This is a genomic window from Leisingera sp. ANG49 (assembly GCF_059694505.1).
Window position 1 is genome coordinate 418,287 of the sequence record NZ_JCATZN010000001.1, and the last position, 17,847, is coordinate 436,133.

At 54.5% G+C, this 17,847-nt stretch carries 24 protein-coding genes; 12 read left to right on the plus strand and 12 right to left on the minus strand.

Annotated features, from left to right (window positions below; translation table 11 throughout):
- Window positions 1-149: 149 nt before the first annotated feature.
- The 8 genes from AC58NV_RS02060 to AC58NV_RS02095 all read right to left on the minus strand — a co-directional run bounded on the left by AC58NV_RS02060 (window position 150) and on the right by AC58NV_RS02095 (window position 5,145).
- The gene (locus AC58NV_RS02060; protein ID WP_497225656.1) at window positions 150-527 is read right to left on the minus strand and encodes an HNH endonuclease signature motif containing protein; all 378 of its coding nucleotides are present in this window, start codon (window positions 525-527) and stop codon (window positions 150-152) included.
- Window positions 524-1,066, minus strand: coding sequence for a hypothetical protein (locus AC58NV_RS02065; protein ID WP_497225657.1), 543 nt, complete (start codon window positions 1,064-1,066; stop codon window positions 524-526). Before AC58NV_RS02065 ends, AC58NV_RS02060 begins: the two co-directional genes overlap by 4 nt.
- Window positions 1,066-2,124: a recombinase RecT gene (locus AC58NV_RS02070; protein ID WP_497225658.1), complete on the minus strand. Its 1,059-nt coding sequence runs from the start codon at window positions 2,122-2,124 to the stop codon at window positions 1,066-1,068. The genes AC58NV_RS02065 and AC58NV_RS02070 overlap by 1 nt, the downstream gene beginning before the upstream one ends.
- Window positions 2,124-2,885, minus strand: a complete 762-nt coding sequence (locus AC58NV_RS02075; protein WP_497225659.1) for a hypothetical protein — start codon at window positions 2,883-2,885, stop codon at window positions 2,124-2,126. Before AC58NV_RS02075 ends, AC58NV_RS02070 begins: the two co-directional genes overlap by 1 nt.
- 3 nt (window positions 2,886-2,888) lie before the next feature.
- Entirely contained in the window at window positions 2,889-3,272 is a 384-nt protein-coding gene (locus AC58NV_RS02080; protein WP_497225660.1) for a hypothetical protein, read from the minus strand.
- Window positions 3,273-3,392: 120 nt separating this feature from the next.
- On the minus strand, window positions 3,393-3,689 hold the full coding sequence (locus tag AC58NV_RS02085; protein ID WP_497225661.1) for a hypothetical protein: 297 nt from the start codon (window positions 3,687-3,689) through the stop codon (window positions 3,393-3,395).
- Between the two features lie 5 nt (window positions 3,690-3,694).
- Window positions 3,695-4,063, minus strand: coding sequence for a hypothetical protein (locus AC58NV_RS02090; RefSeq protein ID WP_497225662.1), 369 nt, complete (start codon window positions 4,061-4,063; stop codon window positions 3,695-3,697).
- Between the two features lie 665 nt (window positions 4,064-4,728).
- Entirely contained in the window at window positions 4,729-5,145 is a 417-nt protein-coding gene (locus tag AC58NV_RS02095; protein WP_497225663.1) for a PadR family transcriptional regulator, read from the minus strand.
- 846 nt (window positions 5,146-5,991) lie between these two features.
- Here AC58NV_RS02095 and AC58NV_RS02100 point away from each other — a divergent pair.
- Complete coding sequence (locus tag AC58NV_RS02100) at window positions 5,992-6,522, plus strand: hypothetical protein (protein WP_497225664.1); 531 nt, start codon at window positions 5,992-5,994, stop codon at window positions 6,520-6,522.
- Between the two features lie 287 nt (window positions 6,523-6,809).
- Here the strand turns inward: AC58NV_RS02100 and AC58NV_RS02105 are convergent, their stop codons facing one another.
- The 4 genes from AC58NV_RS02105 to AC58NV_RS02120 form a co-directional block, all read right to left on the minus strand.
- A complete protein-coding gene (locus AC58NV_RS02105; RefSeq protein WP_497225665.1) occupies window positions 6,810-8,033 on the minus strand; it encodes a hypothetical protein in 1,224 nt (407 codons plus the stop codon).
- 58 nt (window positions 8,034-8,091) lie between these two features.
- Window positions 8,092-8,976 (minus strand): RipA family octameric membrane protein, encoded by an 885-nt coding sequence (locus tag AC58NV_RS02110; protein ID WP_497225666.1) that lies wholly within the window; start codon window positions 8,974-8,976, stop codon window positions 8,092-8,094.
- A 32-nt stretch (window positions 8,977-9,008) separates the two neighbouring features.
- Window positions 9,009-9,377 (minus strand): TIR domain-containing protein, encoded by a 369-nt coding sequence (locus AC58NV_RS02115; protein ID WP_497225667.1) that lies wholly within the window; start codon window positions 9,375-9,377, stop codon window positions 9,009-9,011.
- A gap of 332 nt (window positions 9,378-9,709) precedes the next feature.
- A complete protein-coding gene (locus AC58NV_RS02120; protein WP_497225668.1) occupies window positions 9,710-10,345 on the minus strand; it encodes an XRE family transcriptional regulator in 636 nt (211 codons plus the stop codon).
- Window positions 10,346-10,430: 85 nt separating this feature from the next.
- Between AC58NV_RS02120 and AC58NV_RS02125 the strand changes: the two genes are divergently transcribed.
- The 11 genes from AC58NV_RS02125 (at window position 10,431) to AC58NV_RS02175 (ending at window position 17,808) form a co-directional block, all read left to right on the plus strand.
- Window positions 10,431-10,634, plus strand: coding sequence for a hypothetical protein (locus AC58NV_RS02125; RefSeq protein WP_497225669.1), 204 nt, complete (start codon window positions 10,431-10,433; stop codon window positions 10,632-10,634).
- Between the two features lie 101 nt (window positions 10,635-10,735).
- Window positions 10,736-11,194 carry a hypothetical protein gene (locus AC58NV_RS02130; RefSeq protein WP_497225670.1) on the plus strand — a complete coding sequence of 153 codons (459 nt, stop codon included), beginning with the start codon at window positions 10,736-10,738 and terminating at the stop codon, window positions 11,192-11,194.
- Window positions 11,191-11,670 (plus strand): hypothetical protein, encoded by a 480-nt coding sequence (locus AC58NV_RS02135; RefSeq protein WP_497225671.1) that lies wholly within the window; start codon window positions 11,191-11,193, stop codon window positions 11,668-11,670. The genes AC58NV_RS02130 and AC58NV_RS02135 overlap by 4 nt, the downstream gene beginning before the upstream one ends.
- A gap of 338 nt (window positions 11,671-12,008) precedes the next feature.
- Window positions 12,009-12,281 carry a hypothetical protein gene (locus AC58NV_RS02140; protein WP_497225672.1) on the plus strand — a complete coding sequence of 91 codons (273 nt, stop codon included), beginning with the start codon at window positions 12,009-12,011 and terminating at the stop codon, window positions 12,279-12,281.
- Entirely contained in the window at window positions 12,281-12,493 is a 213-nt protein-coding gene (locus AC58NV_RS02145; protein ID WP_497225673.1) for a hypothetical protein, read from the plus strand. Before AC58NV_RS02140 ends, AC58NV_RS02145 begins: the two co-directional genes overlap by 1 nt.
- Window positions 12,494-12,591: 98 nt before the next feature.
- Window positions 12,592-12,888 carry a hypothetical protein gene (locus tag AC58NV_RS02150; protein WP_497225674.1) on the plus strand — a complete coding sequence of 99 codons (297 nt, stop codon included), beginning with the start codon at window positions 12,592-12,594 and terminating at the stop codon, window positions 12,886-12,888.
- Window positions 12,846-13,784 (plus strand): helix-turn-helix domain-containing protein, encoded by a 939-nt coding sequence (locus AC58NV_RS02155; RefSeq protein ID WP_497225675.1) that lies wholly within the window; start codon window positions 12,846-12,848, stop codon window positions 13,782-13,784. The genes AC58NV_RS02150 and AC58NV_RS02155 overlap by 43 nt, the downstream gene beginning before the upstream one ends.
- Window positions 13,781-13,993: a hypothetical protein gene (locus AC58NV_RS02160; protein WP_497225676.1), complete on the plus strand. Its 213-nt coding sequence runs from the start codon at window positions 13,781-13,783 to the stop codon at window positions 13,991-13,993. The genes AC58NV_RS02155 and AC58NV_RS02160 overlap by 4 nt, the downstream gene beginning before the upstream one ends.
- Complete coding sequence (gene nusG / locus AC58NV_RS02165; RefSeq protein WP_497225677.1) at window positions 13,990-14,598, plus strand: transcription termination/antitermination protein NusG; 609 nt, start codon at window positions 13,990-13,992, stop codon at window positions 14,596-14,598. The genes AC58NV_RS02160 and nusG overlap by 4 nt, the downstream gene beginning before the upstream one ends.
- Before the next feature lie 406 nt (window positions 14,599-15,004).
- Entirely contained in the window at window positions 15,005-16,834 is a 1,830-nt protein-coding gene (locus tag AC58NV_RS02170) for an HsdM family class I SAM-dependent methyltransferase (protein ID WP_497225678.1), read from the plus strand.
- A complete protein-coding gene (locus AC58NV_RS02175; RefSeq protein WP_497225679.1) occupies window positions 16,831-17,808 on the plus strand; it encodes a restriction endonuclease subunit S in 978 nt (325 codons plus the stop codon). The genes AC58NV_RS02170 and AC58NV_RS02175 overlap by 4 nt, the downstream gene beginning before the upstream one ends.
- Window positions 17,809-17,847: the final 39 nt, after the last annotated feature.

Below are 17,847 nucleotides of genomic sequence, written 5' to 3' on the forward strand. Positions count from 1 at the left end.
ATTAATGCATGGGCCAATGAACTGCGTCTTGAAAGCAACCGGGCGGGTATTGCGGCAAAGAGAGTGAACCAGGTCTGGCAGGTTCCTGCAGGACGCGGGGTGCGGCTGCTTCATGCTGGTTCATGTGCCCGGTTGCTGTCAGGGTGCAGTCAGCGGCGAACAACTTCGCCTGTTATCTTCTTCTTCCATTTGGTGTTTTTGCTGCCGGGGATGGTGCTGCCGGACTTGAGCAGGCCAAGGTGTTTGGCGCGCTTCCTGGCTTCCACCGACTTCTGCGCGACGTCCTGGTTCGTCTTGGCGCGGTGGCACGGCCGACGCAGGGCGCGCAGGTTACTCTCCCGGTTCTCGCCGCCGAGGATCAGCGCGATTTCGTGGTCGAACTCGATAGCCTCACCAGCCGCACCCAGCTTCACGCCGCAGCCACAGCCGCACAGGCCATCCTGGGCCATGACGATCCGGGCCTTGACGCGAGCGGGTGCCTGGGCGGTGTTGGCCTTTCCGATCCATTCTTTGACAGGGCGGGTCATGCTGCTTCCTTTCGTCCTGCATTGGCCAGCTGGTCAGGTGTCACACCGAGCAGCTGAGCGAGCCATTCCAGGATGGCTTGCTTGCTCTCTTGGAACGCCTTGGCGCCCATGGTGCGCTGGCTCTGGCTGTGCGGGGTATGGCAGTAGACCACCGGCCCCTCGATGCTGGTCACAGCGTAGCCGTGGAGCCGGGCGGCAAGGCGGGACATGGAGGCGGCAACCCGGTCCGCGCGCCGCGGGCAACCCACTGGGACCATCTCGGTGTCGCAGAATCCGGTAGCGATGAGGGCGTGCTTGCGCAGGGTGTCCGCGTTCTTGGCGAACGGTGCATTCTTCAACGTTTCCGGCAGGTTCTGCCATGCAGTTCGCACGAATGCGAACTGGTGCTTATGGTTCTTTTCGGACCGGTCTGGGTCGAGGTCCACATTGATGACCTCGCCCGCTCCAAGGCGGTCGTGCAGCTGGTGCATGGCATAGTTGCCGTCCGGTTCCAGCGCCTGGCCGGTCCAAACAACGCGGATGAGGTCATTCTGGCGCATCAGTCTTCCTGTCCCGCCTTCTGGATCATATCCAGCGCCTGCTGGTGCAGCTCCGGTGCCTCGGCCTTCATCTTCTCCAGGGCGTCCGCATGGAACGTTGCGGTTGCCTCCGCCGGGGCGCCGTCGGTCAGATCTTGCTCGATCTGCTCGAACGCCTTGCGGTGTTCTTCCGGCACCTCGGGTTCGGACTGCTCCTTTTCCTTCGGCATTTTGGCGGCGGGTTTTGCCTCTTCGGTTTGCTGCTCGGGCGCGGCGTCTTCTGCATCCTCTTCAACAAACTCGCCGTCTATGGTGGCGCCGTCATCGGGGTTCATGGCGAAGGAGGCGTAATCCACCCGGGCGCCAGCATCGTTGTCGATCTGCACAGCGTCGACGAACTCCACAGAGAGGGGCAGGTATTTGGCCAGAGCGCGGATAGCGGTCTTCTTGGCCATGGCGTCCTCATGCGCCATCCATGGGCTATCCGTCTTGTTGAAGCGGACGGCCGTTTTGTAGCCTTGCGAGTTGTCCCGGGTCTTCATCACCTGCGCCCAGGGCAGGACCACATAAGCATGGCCGCCATCGGTGAACTTGGCGATGGCATAGGCATGGAGTTTTTCGCCATCCTGCGGACCAGGGCGGTGCCGCAGGCGGGCCTCGGTGCCTTCCTCGTATTCCCAGAGCTCATCATCCGAATAGTGGATGTTTGCGCTGATGCTGGTGATATGGCCGGAGCGGCGCGCGAGGTCGATCAGGCCCTTGTAGCCGACCACCACCTGCACCTCGTTGACCCTCTTGCGGCCGTTCCAGAAGGGGATCAGGTAGGCATGGCCGAGCACGGTGTTCGGCTCCAGCCCCAGCGCCGCGCACTGCATCAGGCCGCCCAGGAAGGAAAGCGGTTCGCATTCCTGAAGCTTGGGCGTGGTGCGGATGGCATTGGCGGTCACGCGCATCAGGCGTTCCGGGTTCATGTGCTTGGCAGCGACGGCGGACAGCTGCTGGCGTGCCTGGTCGTTCTGGAGCAGGTGCTGCACGCTATCGACCTGGCGCAGAGGTTTCTTTGCAATGGCGGTGCTCATTAGACGGCCTTCCGTTCGGTGGTGATCTCAATGCCCGGGATCTTCATGGTTTCCGGGTCGAAGTCCTTGGAACGGATTTCGGCATCTGCCAGCGAGCGCAGGCAGTCAGCGAGGGCAGGGTGATCCTGGTAGTGCATGAAGGCGGCGCGCACGTTGGCCACCTTCGCAGTGTGGTAGGTGCGCAGCGCTGCCGTGCGGCCGCCACCGGTGGCGCTGGCGACGTTGGCTTTCGCCTTTGCCTCGCGCGCCAGATCCTTCGCTTTCTTCTCAGCCTCATCGCGGGCTGCCTGAGCGTCGATCTCGCCGCTGATATCGTTGCGGGCCGCTGCCTGCGCTGCCTTGCGGTCAGCCTCTTCCTGAGCTCGGCGGGCTTCCTCTTGCTGGCGCCGGAGATCTTCCTGCCGGGCTGCCTCTTTCTTCTGCAGGTAGGCTGTCAGCATCGGAGAGGTACGGCTGATCACCGTTTCGAGCTTGGTGATGATCGGGTTATAGGCGGCCTGGACGGCTTTCCCGGCATCGTCGTGAGGTTTCTTGGCCGCTTTGCGGGCCTTGTCGGTGGCCGTCTTGCGTTTCTTCACGCCGGCGATGAAGTCGTTAAGGCTCTGGGCTTCGCCTTCAGTGGTGATTTCGCCCTTCTTGATCCATTCGCCACTGACGTCCAGAAATTCAGCTGCTGCGGCGTCATGCTTTTCGACCTCATCCTGATCGAAAGCGGGCGGGTTGTTTGCCCCAATGAAGGCGCGGGGATTAAGGTCGTTCATGACTTATGCTCCTGGTCGAATAGGGGTTGTGGAAAGGTCCACCGGTGCATGCGTGGCGGCCATCAGTGGCAGCTCGCGCTGGCGCACGGTGAGGTCGTTGAATTCCCGGGATGAAATCGGCCGGCAGTGCGTCCAGATCGGAACCGGGTCGAATGCGGCACCGTCCTGTTCCGCAACATAAACCTCAGGCTCGGTCAGCTCGCCCGTTTCCGGGTCGATGGCTTGCACCAAGCGGATGCGCAGCGGCACCCATGGGCCGTTTTTCACCATCCGGCGCTTGTAGTAACCCGCCTGCGGCTCGCCGTCGTGGCGCGGCGTGCGCGGGTCGCGCAACGCAGCGTTCCACCAGGCAAAGGCCTTTCTTGGCGGCGTCGGCTGACGGATCATGTTTCGCTCCTTTCGGAAAAATCCCTGGCGGCAGCCCGCGGACTTGGCCGCTTGGTCGAATTGGCCGCCGCCAGGGTTGAGGTGCAGGCGCTCAGGAAGAGGGCGCCCGTCGGGGAGTGATCAGTGGTGGCAGATAGGCGGGAACAGGTGTGCCCAAACCGCATTGGCCAGGAACAAGGCCAGAAGGGCGAGGGAGGCGGCAAGAACCACCGCCGCAGCCCAAGAGCGCAGCCAGGGCTGCGGCTCTTCTTGGCCTCCGTTGTAGGCCTCGAACACCTGTGCTGAGCGACCCCGGTTCTCTAGGTCAAATTCTTCCCGGCGAGCAGTTCCGTGTGAGTGGTGGCATTTCGCTTCGCCCGCCGGGGCGCTGGCTGCCATACGGCGAGCCAGCTGAATGATTGGGGTTTCGGAGTTCATGATAATCACTCCGCGGCCAAAAGAAAGTGGGGTTCTGCGGCGCGCAGGAGCGCCGTTGCGTCAAACTTTGCGTCCATATCGTCGTAGATGTTGCCAAAGCCTTTCAGCTCTTCCGGAAAGGCCTCTTCCTCAAAGTAGGCCTCGATGCGGGTGACCTCGGCCTTGCCGAAGCGCAGGGCAAGCTCATTGCGGCTGTAGAGCATGTCGTCGACCAGAGCGAAGGCGATGGAAGCGAAAGCCTCCCAGTCGCTGGCCTCGCCGGTCTCGCGGTCAGCTGCAACGCGGGAAGCGGTCCAGCAGAACTCGGCGAAACCCTCGAAGTATTCGCCGCTGCTGTCTTCCAGTTCGATGTCCTTGTAGGCCGTTCCGTGCATCTCGGTTCTCCCTTTGCTTGAGAACCAAGGTAATGTAGGTTTTATCCTACGTCAACAGATTTGGAGGAAAAATCCTACACATCTAGGATACATCCGCATTTGAGCACCCAATAAGCGAGCTGCCTTTGCCTTATAAGACTTGCTGAAACATTCGTAGTTCTATGAAGGTGGCTTGCTCACTCTGAGCCCTCACCGGTCATTTGCCATCGTGACGGCCTTAGCCGGTGCAGCATGACGAAATCTGCGCACTGCCGACATTCAGCTTTTACATGCGCCATGCAGCGCCCTTCGGGTGTTGAACGTTAAAAGGCGCCCCTTACGGAGGGACGCCCTTTGAAACTCGGTTATCAATTTAGGTGCAGCTCAAAATCTACATGCTGCAATTTGAATGTTATGAACCGGCAGTCATGATCCGGAAGAGCCATCCTGCCCAAGAGAACCCGCGCCGCCCTGTCGCGAGGGCATAGTTTACTGTTTCTTGCCTGGCGATTTTTTTTGCTCGTTTCTCGCCCCGGATCTGGGCCTGATTAAGACAGGTTCCTTGCTGCCTGGCCCTTGTCCGTTCTTCTTGTTGAACCCTGAGGTAACGTCGATAGAAATTTTCCTGCAGGTCTTGCCGTTCTGAGCTTGGCCATGTCGCAGTAGCGATAAGGGCCATCACATGTTTAGGCGGGCGCGCCAGGTGGAATTGGCGGTGTTTCTTCGCAGACATTAGTAGTTCCTTGTACTGTGGTTGAGCGCACGTTGAATTGAACCAATTGCAGGGTGCGCGTTCCTGAATTGGTCAGATGGTAAAATTTACGGGGGCGGCCTCGACCGCTTCCTTTTACCGGCTCAGCGGCTTCGATGAGACCACGGGTCTCCATCCGCTTAAGTGCCATGAACACTTGCCCATCCGATGGGATGTCCTGGCCGGACGCAGACCGCAGCGATTGTGCGATGCCTGCGCTATACGCCTTTTCGGGCGTATTTCTGATTGTGGTAAGGATCTCGTGCTGCATCTCGCCAATCACCGGTTCGCCGCCTTTTTCAGGGCGGCCTAACCGGAGCAGCGATTTGATGCCTTTCACTTCCTTGATCATTTTGTCATCTCTCTTTCTCTGACTCCTTTTGGTGGGTCGAGGTTGCTAGCCTCGGCCCATTTTCTATATGGAAGGAAGTGGTGGAATATTCAAGAAGTGGTGGAATAAAAATTCCCTTATCGCTGATGGGTGGGGGTAAGTATTTGTTTTAAAATAAAAGTTTATTTCAATGTGAAGCCGCAGCCAGCGCGACCCAATGACCTAGGTCAATGTTCGGAAATTCCGGCTCCTGTGGAAGAGTTCGATGAGGTGGAACATCACATGCGGCCACGGCTCTGGCTTACAGGGTTGCCCGAGGGGGAGGGGAGCGTCCTCACCCTGACGGCCAGTGGCGTTTGGCTTGTCCATATCCCGCTGGCCCTACAAAAAGGGCGGTAGGTTCACCTGCCACCAATCGAGCCATTCATCAAGGGGACAGAGAAAGCTACCGATGAGCCCGCAACCGCCGCTGTTAAGACCGTTCACTTTGCTGCCGCAGCAGATCGGTCAGAGCCCATAGCAGTCTTTGCTCGCCTGCCAGGTGTTCGCGCGTGCAGCACGTCGCGAACGGCGCATCTCGACATTTCTGTACGCAGTCAGCCTTCAGCCTGACCGCTAAGTGCGACGGTACGCTGTAAGCCAAATACGGAAATCACGGCGGGAGTTGGAGTGTGAATTGGGCGTGATGGACCTGTAATCGTGGACTTTCCTGGTGCAGCTGAATGGCAGGAAGTTGGCGTCAATATTAAGTGCGGGCTGGTTTCGGGTAGTAGCTGATGCTGGGCCAGCACGTGGCATGTAACACTTTAAGATGAGTTCTTCCCGCCAAACTGCTAACGTTTGCTTGGTGTTAGAAAGGAGGGAATCATGAGAACTCTAGGCGCTGTTTTTCTAAGTATTTTTGCAACCTGCGCAGTTTCCGAAGAAAATCCGGAGCTAAAGTATCAGGTGGAATTCACTGAAGACGGGCGCGCCACACTGGTTGCCGTCGGTGAAGTCGAACAAGAAGGAGAGGACAATTCTGAGTTTTGGAACTTGAGTGAGAGGTTCGCTAAAGAGGACTTCAGAAGTTACGCGATAACTGGCCCGGACGGTCAAGAAGGCATTCTATCGATTCCTGGTTCTTTGCCGCCTGGCCGCTGGACGAATGCCGATAACACTTACGGTATTACTCTTCTGCCTGCAGGATTCGGAGGAAGCAGCCAGCTTCCACCCAACGCTAACGTTCTCGCAAGAGCAGCTTTGAAAAACCTCGCTGAGGCGGCTTATTCGGAGTTCTGCGGATCCACTGTGCGACCCAGCGAGTTCTCGATTGAAGTTGAGGTCGGAGCTGAACTTGTCGTTTCAGGTAAGGCCAAGGTGTCAGCAAAATTCGTCAGTGCAGAAATTTGCAAGTAGTAAGGTGATGTAGCGGCCCCCAGTGTTGGTTGAGCCAGTATCCTCCTAATCAGAGGTGGAAACATACTTCGGGTGACGGAGCAAGAGTGCCTTGTCGGCGTGAGCCCAATGCTGCCGTTCAACTCGACTTCTGATGCTGTTGTGTGGTCCTTCAAACCGGACGTTGATGCTTAAAGCAACATAACCGGGCTACACATGACCGCTACGTTGGACGGTGCAAACTTCGCGACATCTCCACAAATGAACCCTCTGAAGTCCAGCCAGAGCATTCACTCAACCGGGTTCTGTCACGGGCGCGATAATGGAACTTGGCAGGTAGTGCCACGCCAGCCGTTGTATACTCGCCTGTCAATGATGGTCTCACGATACCCAATCACTCCAAAGACCAAAATTTCTACCAGCCATTGCGCAATAAGCCAAGTTTCGTGAAGTTGAACTCCGGTAGGAGGTATTTTCGTATCTTGATGAACTAGTTTGTTCCTAAATCGTGAAATAATTTCAAAGATATCAATGTTATTTGTTGCCTTCGAGAACTTTGTAAGTTCAGGGCTCTGCGACAAAAGATTGCTATCGATTCCAAAGTGCAGTGCAGCCGCACGATTCTTGTCTGAAAAGGCTATTGTACGGTTGCTCATCATAGGTTTCGACCAACCCGCACGATGCTCGAGAATGAAGTTCACAATGGCTTCTAAAGCGGAATGTGCAGCAATTATTGACATCTCGACAGAGACATGTCGCGAAGCATTTGATGCGCGATAAAAATTGATTGTTTGAGCAAGTGCCCTGTTGGTTAGCTCGTCTTTGCTTGCTTCAGAGAAAAGAAGAAAAACCTTGGGCAGGTTGCTCTGAATCTCAATATCAAACCAGTTGGTTACCCGATTTCCTATGTCGCTACGCGTAAATCCCAACAGCCTAAAAGCAACCTGATCGCTCTCGTCATAGGCAAACAGGTTTCCTAATCCACAGTGGCAACCTTTTGCAAAGGTAAGAAAGTTCCGGAGTGTTTGAAGCGGCTCAATTGGAGCACTCGCGTCTAGGTGTAAATCTGACCGGATCAAACACGCAGCGCCCTCTTCCGATTTGAGAGGCTCGAGTTCGAACTTTGTCCCGTTTCTATCACAAAGTACGATGGGTTTTGATAGGAACCGAGGGGCTGCCAGCAACACTGCTTCGAACCTTTTTGAGGTTGGGTGATCTACAAGAACCAGAGGTTCTCGAGCAAGACGTGCTTCAACAGTTGGCTTCTCCTTTTCTGAATTGAAACTCCGCTTGGTAATAAGAATGGGAACGGGCTTGCTGTCCGCTTTATATTTCACCTGAACACTGGAGCCTAACGTATCCATTTCTGGAGAAAAAAACTCCCCGAAACCGAGGAGGGGTCTGCCCTCCCCATCGTAGGATATCAAAACCTCTGCCGGACCGTGGTCCACACCGTCGATATTAACTTCTTCGACAGCAAGCGAAAAAGGTGAAGATTGATCGATGTCTTTTAGTTGGTCTGGATGAAGCATGAGTGTACTTTCTTGATGGTCGGCCGAAATCAAACCCAAGGTGCTGATTTTGAAGGGATTAAGGGCAACACCCGAAATTATCTAAATCCAAACTAAGCTTTGCTTCGCAGAAAATCAAAAAACACAGGGAGCTACCTCGGAGAAAAACATACAAAATTCCCAATGAGAAAACAAAGAAAATGGCGCCGAAGAGAGTTGGGACATGTTTTTCTGTTGCCGTAAATGACTTGTATTTTTCAGGGCGCTCGCCTTTCCCAAGCGCAACCCACTCCGCGGAGAAAATCTGCACAGAAAAACTTTTCTCCATCATTAAGATCACGTCAAACTTTCCGGAATTGAGCTTTCCATAGTTGTCTAATTGGTTTCTCCAGGAGTTGCACAAGATCAAGCCAGGGACTGTCAGCAGCAATAACACCCAAATGTTATCCTGGCTTGCAATCCCCTCTTTGATGAGTAAGCCGATTACAGCAGACAAGCTGCCAATAATAGTGATGAAAAATGCGTTTGCTCTTTGCCTTCGGAGTATTAGTTGCTCAGATGTCTCTACCATGAGCTTGTAAAGTTCCATCTCACGGTCGCTCTGCTCAGGAGAGGGGTTAAAGCAAGAATTGAATTCATCCTGAAAATTGTAAACATCACGAATGATATTCTTTGCCTCAGAGTTGTCATCGCGTTCTTTTACTTCAATGACCTTTTTTCCCAGCTCGTTGGCCCGCTCCAGCTCCCACAGGGTATTTTGTGAACTGGAACAGGCCTCTGGATCGAAAACAATTACGATTTCTGATGATCGGATTTCTTCGAGGGCTTTAACCTTCCATTTGTCGTCATAGGAATTTGTCAGCAAAGTAAAGGAAATGGGAATCTCAAGTTCAACCCTTAATGCCTTAACGTACTTTGAGGCAATCCCGCGCGCGGAATGCCGATGAACAACAAATGCTTTCAACTCAGCCTCCCAGCTCAAGATAGGACTTTAAGCTATAGTGAATTGATGAAGCTTTTGACGTTGTCCCAGGTCCAGACCTTCGTGTTCACCCCAGCTAAGTTCGTTCGATCATCTTTGTAGGCCCAAATTCCACGAACAGGCACCCCTTCTTCCTGAGCGCATTGGATCTCCCATTTCTGGCCTTCGGATGTTAGTGAATTACTGCTAACGAGAGCGATGACCCCATCAGATCGCTTGATCCTGGTTCGAACTTTGGCCTTCCATTCCTGCTTGTAGGCCACTTTGACAGACAAATCGATATACTCGAACGGAGATTCTGTGTTTAGGGATTGCCCCTTTAAAAAGTCACGCTGGCGTTCGTCCGCCATTGCAAATGCTACAAATACTGTCTTCTTTGCCATAATTAGTTAACCTCTTCATTCTGAACCAGTATGTAGAAGCTACAGGGTCTTTGCGGGAGTGGAAAGTGGGTAAACTACCTGAGCGGGAGTTTCTTTGGCTCAAGTAGGCTTTGAGGCCTCTGCGGAAGAATGCTGTCTATCGCCTAAGGGGCGGCGCGGCTTCGAATTCTTAGTCACTTAGTTCCGAAAGGCAGCTTTCATCGCTCTGAAAGAGTGACTGTGCAACTGGGGCGAATGCACACTTCCCACCCGTTGCTAGGGGTAGAGGCGTGTTCGGCGCTGGTTTTTCGCACCCGCAGCGAACGGCCGGAAGGTCCCGCGCTTGGTTCGTTTCAGGGTTTGTTGGCAAGGTCAGCCGGCCAGTGCAAACGGACGCGTGCGGCCCATTTTAACCGAACATTCCACATGGTATTCGCTCCGGGGTTCAACGAGATAAGGTGAAAAAGCCCAGGTTCGTCGCCTGCTTTGACTTGTTTGACCCAACCCATTCCATCTTCATCTTCGCATACACAGCGGTGTCCGATGACATCGGATGGCACGCTGTCGTGTCCGTTTCGAGAATAGAAAAGCAGATCTCCAGCAGAGTAGACTGGCTCCATGCTGTCACCCTCGACTTCGACGGCGACGACGTTTTGTGGCGAGAGGCCGGGCGGGCACTCTACTTGGGGACCGTCGCCCTTCTCGTAGGCGTCAAAAACCGGAACTTGCGCGCCTGCACCTACCTTGCCGGCGATTGCGATAGAGGGGCGTTCGGGAGATGCTCCCCCAACTATTTCTGTAAATTCGACTTCGAGAACCTCTGCTATCTTTAGGAGATTCGCGAACGTCGGGTTCTTGGTCTTGCGAGTGATGATGTCACGCACACCGGTGGGGCTCATGCCTGCCGCCAACGCAACAGCACGTGGGTTTGTTCCACGCTCTGAAACAAGGCGTTCAATCGTATCTGCAATCATTTGGCCGCTATCCATGTAGGTAATATCCTACAGTCAAGACCATCCTGCAAATGGGATAAATCCTCTTTACACTGAAGGATAAATCCTACATATTTGTAGCATGATGATGACTGAGTTCAAAAAAGAGGTGGAGAGCTTCCTCACAGAAACCGGCATGAAGCCTTCAGGCTTCGGCCGGAAAGCTCTCAATGACCCAGGGTTTGTATTCCGTCTACGTGATGGCGCTGAATGCCGAGAAAGCACCGTTGTGAAAGTGCGCAAGGCTATGGCCAAGCTGCGATCTCCATCGGCCCGCCGCCAATGACCTACTGTCCACTTCCGTTCTCTTAGCAAAGCTAACCCCACCCGCATCCATGCTCACACAATGGAAGCGGGAGGTCCAAAACCCAAGGAAAAGGCCTTTCCATGCAGCCTAAGATCGCCGCGCAAATGTTTGACAACCTGGTGACGCAAGCTGGCGGCAAGGAAGCCGCTGCCTCGGTCATCTCCTCCGCAGTCGGGCACCCGATCAGCATTGGCACCCTCTCCAAGATCAAGGGCGGCAGCGCCGAGGTGCCGTTGCTCTGGGCCTGGGCGTTGATGGACGCCACCGGCAACCACTGCTTTGACAGCTACCGGACCGCCACGACGGTTCCAAACATGGATGTGTGCTTGTTCGCGCTGTCGGGGCGTGCGTCGGAGGAGGGCGGTCAGGCCGTCGCCGCCGGAATCCGGGCCGCGCAGTCAGGCAAGGCCGGGGACCATGCCTCCGCGGCGGTCGAGTCTCGTGAGGCCGCTGCCGAGTTCACCAAGATGGCGGAGCACTTCGAGGCTCAGGTTGCGGGCAACGTTTCCAAAATCAGCAGAGCGGAGGGCCGGGCATGACCTGCAAGTGCATGAACGCCGAACACGTCATAGCCGAACTCCGCAGGACGAGGGAAGAACTCCAAGTCCTGCGGGAAGAAATGCAGGTCACGGCCTTGCAGCACAAGAAGGCGTTTCAGCGTGAGGTGAGCACCGCGGCCCGCACAGATCAGGTCCCGCGTATTCTGTCAGATACCGAGCTCACTGCCATCAAGGTGAACGATGAAGGCGTGCGTTTTCTCATGCTGTGTTTGGCCAGTGAAGTTCGTGATTTTGCTTCCTCTCGCGACGTCGCGCAAAGCACGATTGAGAAGCAGCTGCCCCTCGTCTTTGGCGAACTCAACCGCTGCCTTGGCGACCTTCTTGACGTTCGCAGTGTTCCCGCAGGGGATGCACCCGGCCTCGCCGGCCTCAGTGTCCACTTCTCCTACCCAGCTTATCGGCTTGTGGCACAGGCCGCAAAGGACCGGGCAGCTGGTGCCGTTGACGGAGATTGAAATGCTGTCGTCTTCGCTCATTGGGGAATCCTTCTTCGTCCAAATGGTTCGCACCCTGGACGATGCAGGCAATCGGGGTGGCGCACAATCCCCGGTTGCATGCTGTAACAGCCCTAGTGTTTTCGTCCCGCCCTGATCTGCCCCAAATCCAACCCTGAACCCCCAACAGAGGCAGTGGTCAGTCGAGCAGTAGTTAAAAAGCCGGAGCGTGATTGTTTTACCGGCCCAGATTGACCCCCTGAAATTGAACTGAAGACGGCGAGACTTTCGCCAGATCGGCGCGCGGCGCCAGACCTCATCAACGAGTGAAACTGTCCTAAAGCACAGGAGGAATGCCTATGCCTATGAAAGATCCAACTCACCAAAATCTTGATGGAGGTGACCTTACTGCGCGCATTGCCGCAACGAAGGCGGGCCAGTGTACATGGGCGCGGCCGGATCTGAACAAGCGCTGCACCGCCTGTGCTCACTATTGCGACGGCGAGGTGACCAGGGGCAAGAACCAGGGCTTCGGTTTCTGCGCTTTGGTGCAGGTCCACACCAAGAAGAAGGGCAAGTTGTTCGACGGGGTCGCAGCCTGGGCCTGCGGCCAGTTTGCGAGCAAGCACTGATGGTCAGCGAACATCTGAAAGCCATCCCCAGCGCCGAAAGCGGCCTGCTTACCTTCCAAATGGATCGGGCGGGCTATGAGCTGTTTGAACGTCTGCTGAAGCGGTCGGCTCCGGCGCGCTCGGACGACGCCAGCGCATTCAAGCAGGCCAAGGACCGGGTAGACGGCGCTTTCTTTGCTGGCGCCTCGCAGATGGGGTGGCTCCGAAAATGACTGCCTTGATCCGTCCCACATCCTTTCAGGCGTCTGATCCGGCGGCCCTCTGTGCACCTACTGTAGGTGTACACGGCGCCGCTGTCGGCGATCCTCTGATGGCTCTGCATGACCTCCTTCAGCGGCAGCAGCGGGCCGAGGAGGCAGCCAAGGACCGGGAGGCCGAACGCCTCGCAGCCATGATCGGCGACAATGGCGGCCCGCCGCTGGTCGAGCCATTCGGGATAGACGCCCCGTGGTTCCAGTTCGCCAACGCGGAAGAGGTTGAGCGCCTGGCCAAGCTGCATGTGCGCATTGAGCGCCGCAAGCTGATCCTCTCTGAGGATGTGAACGAGCGGAAGAAAATCATGAAATGCTGCATTCGCAGGATGCGCAGGGCAGCAGGGAAGAGCTGATGAGCAACCATGTGACCTCTCTCTTGCGCAGAAAGCGCCTTGGCGTCGGGTTCTCGGCTAAGTCCATCATCCTGTTGATGGGCGACCTGGCGAGCGATGACGGTTCAGGAATATGGGCTTCCAAGCCGACTATGGCGAAGGAGCTTGAAACCTCCGATCGCACCATTCAGCGCAATATCCACGCGCTGATTGAAGCCGGATTTGTGAGCGAGGTTGGCAAGCGGAAGCACAAGAATGGTGAAACCATCGAGTACCGGATTGAGGTCGAAGCAGTGGAAATGTGCCCAGATTGCAAGGAGGCACCCCCGACACAGCGTCACCGGTCTGCACAAGATGTAGAAAGCGAGGCACAAGATATAGCCCCCGACAGAGTGTCACCCCTGACAGAGCGTCACCCCACCCCCGACGGAGTGTCGGGGGTACCCCCGACAGAGTGTCACCCAAACCAAAAGAAACCAAATAGAACCTATTGCGCGGCTGACGCCACGCACCAGAACGAGTTTGATTTTGGGATTTTCTTTGACCGGGTTTGGCGGGCCTGTCCGAACAAGGACCACTGGGCGGCAACCGAGGAGGCGGTGAAAGCGCTGATCGATGCCGGAGAACAGCCGGGCGACGTGCTTGCAGCAACCGAGGCCTACCGCAAGCGGGTTGCCGGCTACGACCCGCAGCGGATCAAGCTCAGTCAGAACTTCTTTGCGGATGATTTCTGGCGGGCGCATGTGCCGGCTGCGGCCGAGAATATTGACCCGAAGAAAGTGCTGGAGGCGCGAGCGGCCGATATCCGGGCGCGCAAGCCTTGGGCACGCACAATCCTCCCCAGCCAGGCCGGGGAGTGCATCCAAGCAAATCTCATCACAGTGGCGGAGTGCCAAGCAGCGGGGATCAACGTTTGAGCAAGATCGACAGCAAATACGAAGCTGACCGCTTCGCCATCGAAACCCAGGACGAACGGAACGCCGAGTACATCCTAGAGGTCATCATGCAGCGCCGGCGTTACGCGACAAAGACACGCGACGAACTGGCCAATGCAATTTCGCGGGTCAGGGCAGGGCACCCGCTTCGGCGCAAGCGGACAACCGGGCAGAAAAGGAACCACGTATGACCTGGTATCTTGGCATCACCACCACGAAGAAAGTCACCCTGCCGCGCCATCTGCATTTCGAGGTGGACGCGGGGGAAGAGAAAGACACCATCACCCAGGAGCGCGGGGAGTTCGCGGTCGAGCGCCAGCTGCGCGCCCTCGGCCTGCAGGCCTTCGCCCCGCGCAAGATCGAGTTCAAACGCCAGGGCAAGAAGCGCCACGCCGAGCCGGTCACCAGCGCCTATCTGCCGGGCTACATCTTCGCCGACATCCCGGCCGAAATTTACGCGGCAGCCATCCAGTGTCGCGGCCTGAACCCGTCGTTAATGATGGTCAGCGGTCAGGAGGTTCGAAAGCACGTCCAGCCCTTCTTGGCGAAAGTTGTGGAAGAGAACGCAGAGGCGCAGAGGATCATCGAGAGCCGGGATCGGGCGGCCATGTGCCAGTATGAGCCGGGCGCCGCGTTAGAGGTGCTGGCAGGGCCGTTCATGGGGCGCATTGTGAGCTTCACGGATATGGTCCAGGCTGCGCACGATTTGCATCCTATGATCGAGGTCCAGGCAAAGATGTTCGGGCAGTCGGTAAAGGTGAAGATTGACCCACTGGACGTAAAAGGGGCTGCGTGACGATACGAAACGGGACGTTCCTGCCGTTCGTTGCAAGCGCATCCTGGGCAACCCTGCGCCACAGCTTTGCGTATAAGAGATCCTTCGCTGCGCGGGTGCCTTGAACGCAGATTGAGCTTACGTTGGCTTGCTGACCAAGTAAGGTCAGACATGCGGGAAGCCGACCTTAAATTCACAGAAAAGATACAAGCAAAACCAAATCCACCGGCTAGCAGGCTTGCTCTAAACCCAAAAAGACCGTGTCAGTTCCCGCCCTGGAGGTTGAAGAAATTATTTGTTCGCAGCGGTTTACCAGAAGTCGCATCTTGCGCACTGTTGTGGTTGTCTTGTAGTCCTCTGAGGAAGATTTTCGTTTCCAGATCAAATCAGCGAGGAATGTATGCCGAACGAAAGACTGACAGAAGATTTGGTTGACGAACTCCTCAGGAATACTGGCTACTATGAGGACGAAGAGGCTATTCTCGTTGAAAAACAACAGTCTGCCATTAAGTCGATTAGGTCAGCTTTATCCAAAGCTTCCAAAACAGGAAAAGGTGGAGCGGGTTATCCTGAATTCATCATCACGACACCCGAAACACCTGATATGGTTTTGCTAATTGAGTGCAAAGCTGAAATTTCAAAGCATGAGTCTCCCAAGAGGAACCGGCCAGCCGATTATGCCGTAGATGGCGTACTTCATTATGCGAGAGCGCTGACGCACAAGTATACTGTGATTGCCATGGCCGTCAGCGGCGACAAAAAGGGGCGCAAGTGGTCAAATTTCCTGATCCCTCAAGGCGAAACTGAGCCGCAGACTCTTATTGCACCTACCGGAGCCGAAGTAGAAGAGCTGATCCCCCTCGAAGATATCATTCGAGCCGCTTCGTTCGATCCGAAGGTTCACGCTAAGCGAGAGCGCGATCTTATTCAATTCAGCAATGAAATGCATATTTTTATGCGGGACGAGGCTGAGTTGGAAGAGAAGGAGAAGCCATTGGCGGTTGCAGGTACACTAATTGCCCTCTCAAGCAAAATTTTCTCGAAAACTTATCAGGCCTACCCCGCAAAAGAACTCCCTGCGTTCTGGATGCAGACTATCAAGGAAGAAATTAGGAAGGCAGATCTTCCTATCGCAAAATTGGAGAATATGACGCAGCCTTTCACAAATATTGAGGTGCATCCAGAACTTCGAAAACCTACCAAAGCGTACCCTAAAGGGCTTCTTTCGGAGATAATATCATTACTCGCCGACCGCGTAATGCCGTTCATCAACGTGTACAATGATTTTGATGTCGTTGGAAGATTTTATGGAGAATTTCTGAAATACACCGGAGGAGATGGAAAGGGACTTGGAATTGTACTAACACCTAAGCATGTCACAGATTTATTCACAGAAATTGCCAATGTGTCGAAGGATGACATAGTGATCGATATGTGCGCGGGTACTGGAGGCTTTCTCATATCCGCAATGTCAAAAATGATCAAAACCGCGTCGACACAATCCGAAATTGAATCTATTAAAGGGGATAGACTTATAGGCGTGGAGCAGCAGGCTACAATGTATGCTCTTGCGGCCTCTAACATGATTCTTCGCGGTGACGGCAAAGCAAATCTGTACCAAGGCTCCTGCTTCGACACGGCAATAAGCAAAGCAGTTAAACTTCACAAGCCAACGGTCGGATTCATTAATCCACCTTATGCAAAATCGAAAGCGGATCTGCATGAGCTAAGGTTTGTTGAGCATATGATGGACACTCTTCAAAAAGGAGGAGTGGGTGTCGCCATTGTCCCAATATCTTGTGCAACAGCCCCTTCAGTCCATAAGGTCAACCTTATGTCAAAACATACGCTTGAGGCTGTCATGTCGATGCCCCCAGAGGTATTTCACCCAGTAGGGGTTGTAACGTGCATCATGGTATTCACGGCGGGTGTGCCTCACAAAAAATCAGACAAAAAGACTTGGTTTGGCTATTGGAGGGACGACGGCTTCACTAAGATTAAAAACTTGGGCCGCGTTGATCGGGATCATAGATGGGCAGACATTAAAGATAGGTGGGTTGAGGTTTACCGCAACAGAGAAACACACCCTGGTGAGTCGGTTACTTGCAAAGTATGTCCAGATGATGAATGGGTCGCAGAAGCATATATGGAGACAGATTACGGAAGTATAAATAGAGAAGATTTTGAGAAGACGTTGCTCGATTATGCGCTCTTCTCTCTGAGCAACGCGGCCGAGAAAACGGGTGACGTGTCATGAGGCTGGATGCATTGTTCGATGTGTCGTACGGTCATAAGCTTGACATGAACAAGATGACGCAATGCAACAAAGAAGTGGGCTTTGCATTTGTTGGGCGCAGGGGGAGTAATCAGGGTGTAAGTGGGTACGTGAAGAAATTGAAAGACGTCAACCCGCATCCTCCCGGTGCAATAACCGTTGCATTAGGCGGATCTTTCTTGCTTTCCGCTTTTGTGCAGCAAGGCGCCTTTTATACTGCTCAAAACGTTGCCATTTTAAATCCTCTGGATCCCAATCTTCCTCTCAAGCACAAGCTCTTCTACGCAATGTGCATAACGAGAAATAGATTTAGATACTCGGCCTTTGGTCGTGAGGCTAACAGGACGCTTTCAACACTCATTGTTCCCGACACTGTCCCAGGCTGGGTGGAGGAAACTGACGTTCCATCTCATGACGGCCTATGTGCCCCGCTTGGGGATGTGAGGGTTGATATTGAATTGGATTCTTGGAGGTCAGTCAAAATAGAGAACTTATTCGACGTCAAGAAAGGAAAAAGGGTAACGAAATCTGAGAGAAAACCAGGTGCAACCAGGTTTATCGGGGCATCCGAGAAGAAAAACGGAGTTACCGATTTTTGCAACTTGGAGCCAATTTTCCCTGGGGGAGTTCTTACGGTGCCTTACAACGGAAACTCCGTTGGCTGGGCGTTTTACCAAGATCGACCATTTTTTGCGTGTGACGACGTCAATGTTCTTGTGCCTCGAAAACCTATGTCTAAGTGGGCTCTCTTGTTCATTGCCAGTGTCCTTAGACATGGAAAACATCGATACACGTATGGCTACAAGTGGACAAAAGGAAGAATGGAAAAGACTCCCATTAAACTGCCATTTAACTCGACGGGAGATCTGGATTTGGAGTATATGGAAGGTTTTATGAAAAGCCTGTCTTTTAGTTCAGTATTGGAGCGCGCTGGCAGTGAAGACGGATCGTGGTAATCCGTGGGAAACAACGAACTGGTAAATATTTACTCTTTG

What these genes read in the sequence shown, in the direction of transcription:
- AC58NV_RS02175 (WP_497225679.1), top strand. Translation starts at nt 16,831, where the DNA reads ATGAGGCTGGATGCATTGTTCGATGTGTCGTACGGTCATAAGCTTGAC.
- AC58NV_RS02125 (WP_497225669.1), top strand. Translation starts at nt 10,431, where the DNA reads ATGATGATGACTGAGTTCAAAAAAGAGGTGGAGAGCTTCCTCACAGAA.
- AC58NV_RS02065 (WP_497225657.1), bottom strand. Translation starts at nt 1,066, where the DNA reads ATGCGCCAGAATGACCTCATCCGCGTTGTTTGGACCGGCCAGGCGCTG.
- AC58NV_RS02080 (WP_497225660.1), bottom strand. Translation starts at nt 3,272, where the DNA reads ATGATCCGTCAGCCGACGCCGCCAAGAAAGGCCTTTGCCTGGTGGAAC.
- AC58NV_RS02150 (WP_497225674.1), top strand. Translation starts at nt 12,592, where the DNA reads ATGGCTCTGCATGACCTCCTTCAGCGGCAGCAGCGGGCCGAGGAGGCA.
- AC58NV_RS02130 (WP_497225670.1), top strand. Translation starts at nt 10,736, where the DNA reads ATGCAGCCTAAGATCGCCGCGCAAATGTTTGACAACCTGGTGACGCAA.
- AC58NV_RS02105 (WP_497225665.1), bottom strand. Translation starts at nt 8,033, where the DNA reads ATGCTTCATCCAGACCAACTAAAAGACATCGATCAATCTTCACCTTTT.
- AC58NV_RS02090 (WP_497225662.1), bottom strand. Translation starts at nt 4,063, where the DNA reads ATGCACGGAACGGCCTACAAGGACATCGAACTGGAAGACAGCAGCGGC.
- AC58NV_RS02120 (WP_497225668.1), bottom strand. Translation starts at nt 10,345, where the DNA reads ATGGATAGCGGCCAAATGATTGCAGATACGATTGAACGCCTTGTTTCA.
- AC58NV_RS02095 (WP_497225663.1), bottom strand. Translation starts at nt 5,145, where the DNA reads ATGATCAAGGAAGTGAAAGGCATCAAATCGCTGCTCCGGTTAGGCCGC.
- AC58NV_RS02075 (WP_497225659.1), bottom strand. Translation starts at nt 2,885, where the DNA reads ATGAACGACCTTAATCCCCGCGCCTTCATTGGGGCAAACAACCCGCCC.
- AC58NV_RS02070 (WP_497225658.1), bottom strand. Translation starts at nt 2,124, where the DNA reads ATGAGCACCGCCATTGCAAAGAAACCTCTGCGCCAGGTCGATAGCGTG.
- AC58NV_RS02145 (WP_497225673.1), top strand. Translation starts at nt 12,281, where the DNA reads ATGGTCAGCGAACATCTGAAAGCCATCCCCAGCGCCGAAAGCGGCCTG.
- nusG (WP_497225677.1), top strand. Translation starts at nt 13,990, where the DNA reads ATGACCTGGTATCTTGGCATCACCACCACGAAGAAAGTCACCCTGCCG.
- AC58NV_RS02060 (WP_497225656.1), bottom strand. Translation starts at nt 527, where the DNA reads ATGACCCGCCCTGTCAAAGAATGGATCGGAAAGGCCAACACCGCCCAG.
- AC58NV_RS02115 (WP_497225667.1), bottom strand. Translation starts at nt 9,377, where the DNA reads ATGGCAAAGAAGACAGTATTTGTAGCATTTGCAATGGCGGACGAACGC.
- AC58NV_RS02135 (WP_497225671.1), top strand. Translation starts at nt 11,191, where the DNA reads ATGACCTGCAAGTGCATGAACGCCGAACACGTCATAGCCGAACTCCGC.
- AC58NV_RS02100 (WP_497225664.1), top strand. Translation starts at nt 5,992, where the DNA reads ATGAGAACTCTAGGCGCTGTTTTTCTAAGTATTTTTGCAACCTGCGCA.
- AC58NV_RS02140 (WP_497225672.1), top strand. Translation starts at nt 12,009, where the DNA reads ATGCCTATGAAAGATCCAACTCACCAAAATCTTGATGGAGGTGACCTT.
- AC58NV_RS02085 (WP_497225661.1), bottom strand. Translation starts at nt 3,689, where the DNA reads ATGAACTCCGAAACCCCAATCATTCAGCTGGCTCGCCGTATGGCAGCC.
- AC58NV_RS02155 (WP_497225675.1), top strand. Translation starts at nt 12,846, where the DNA reads ATGCTGCATTCGCAGGATGCGCAGGGCAGCAGGGAAGAGCTGATGAGC.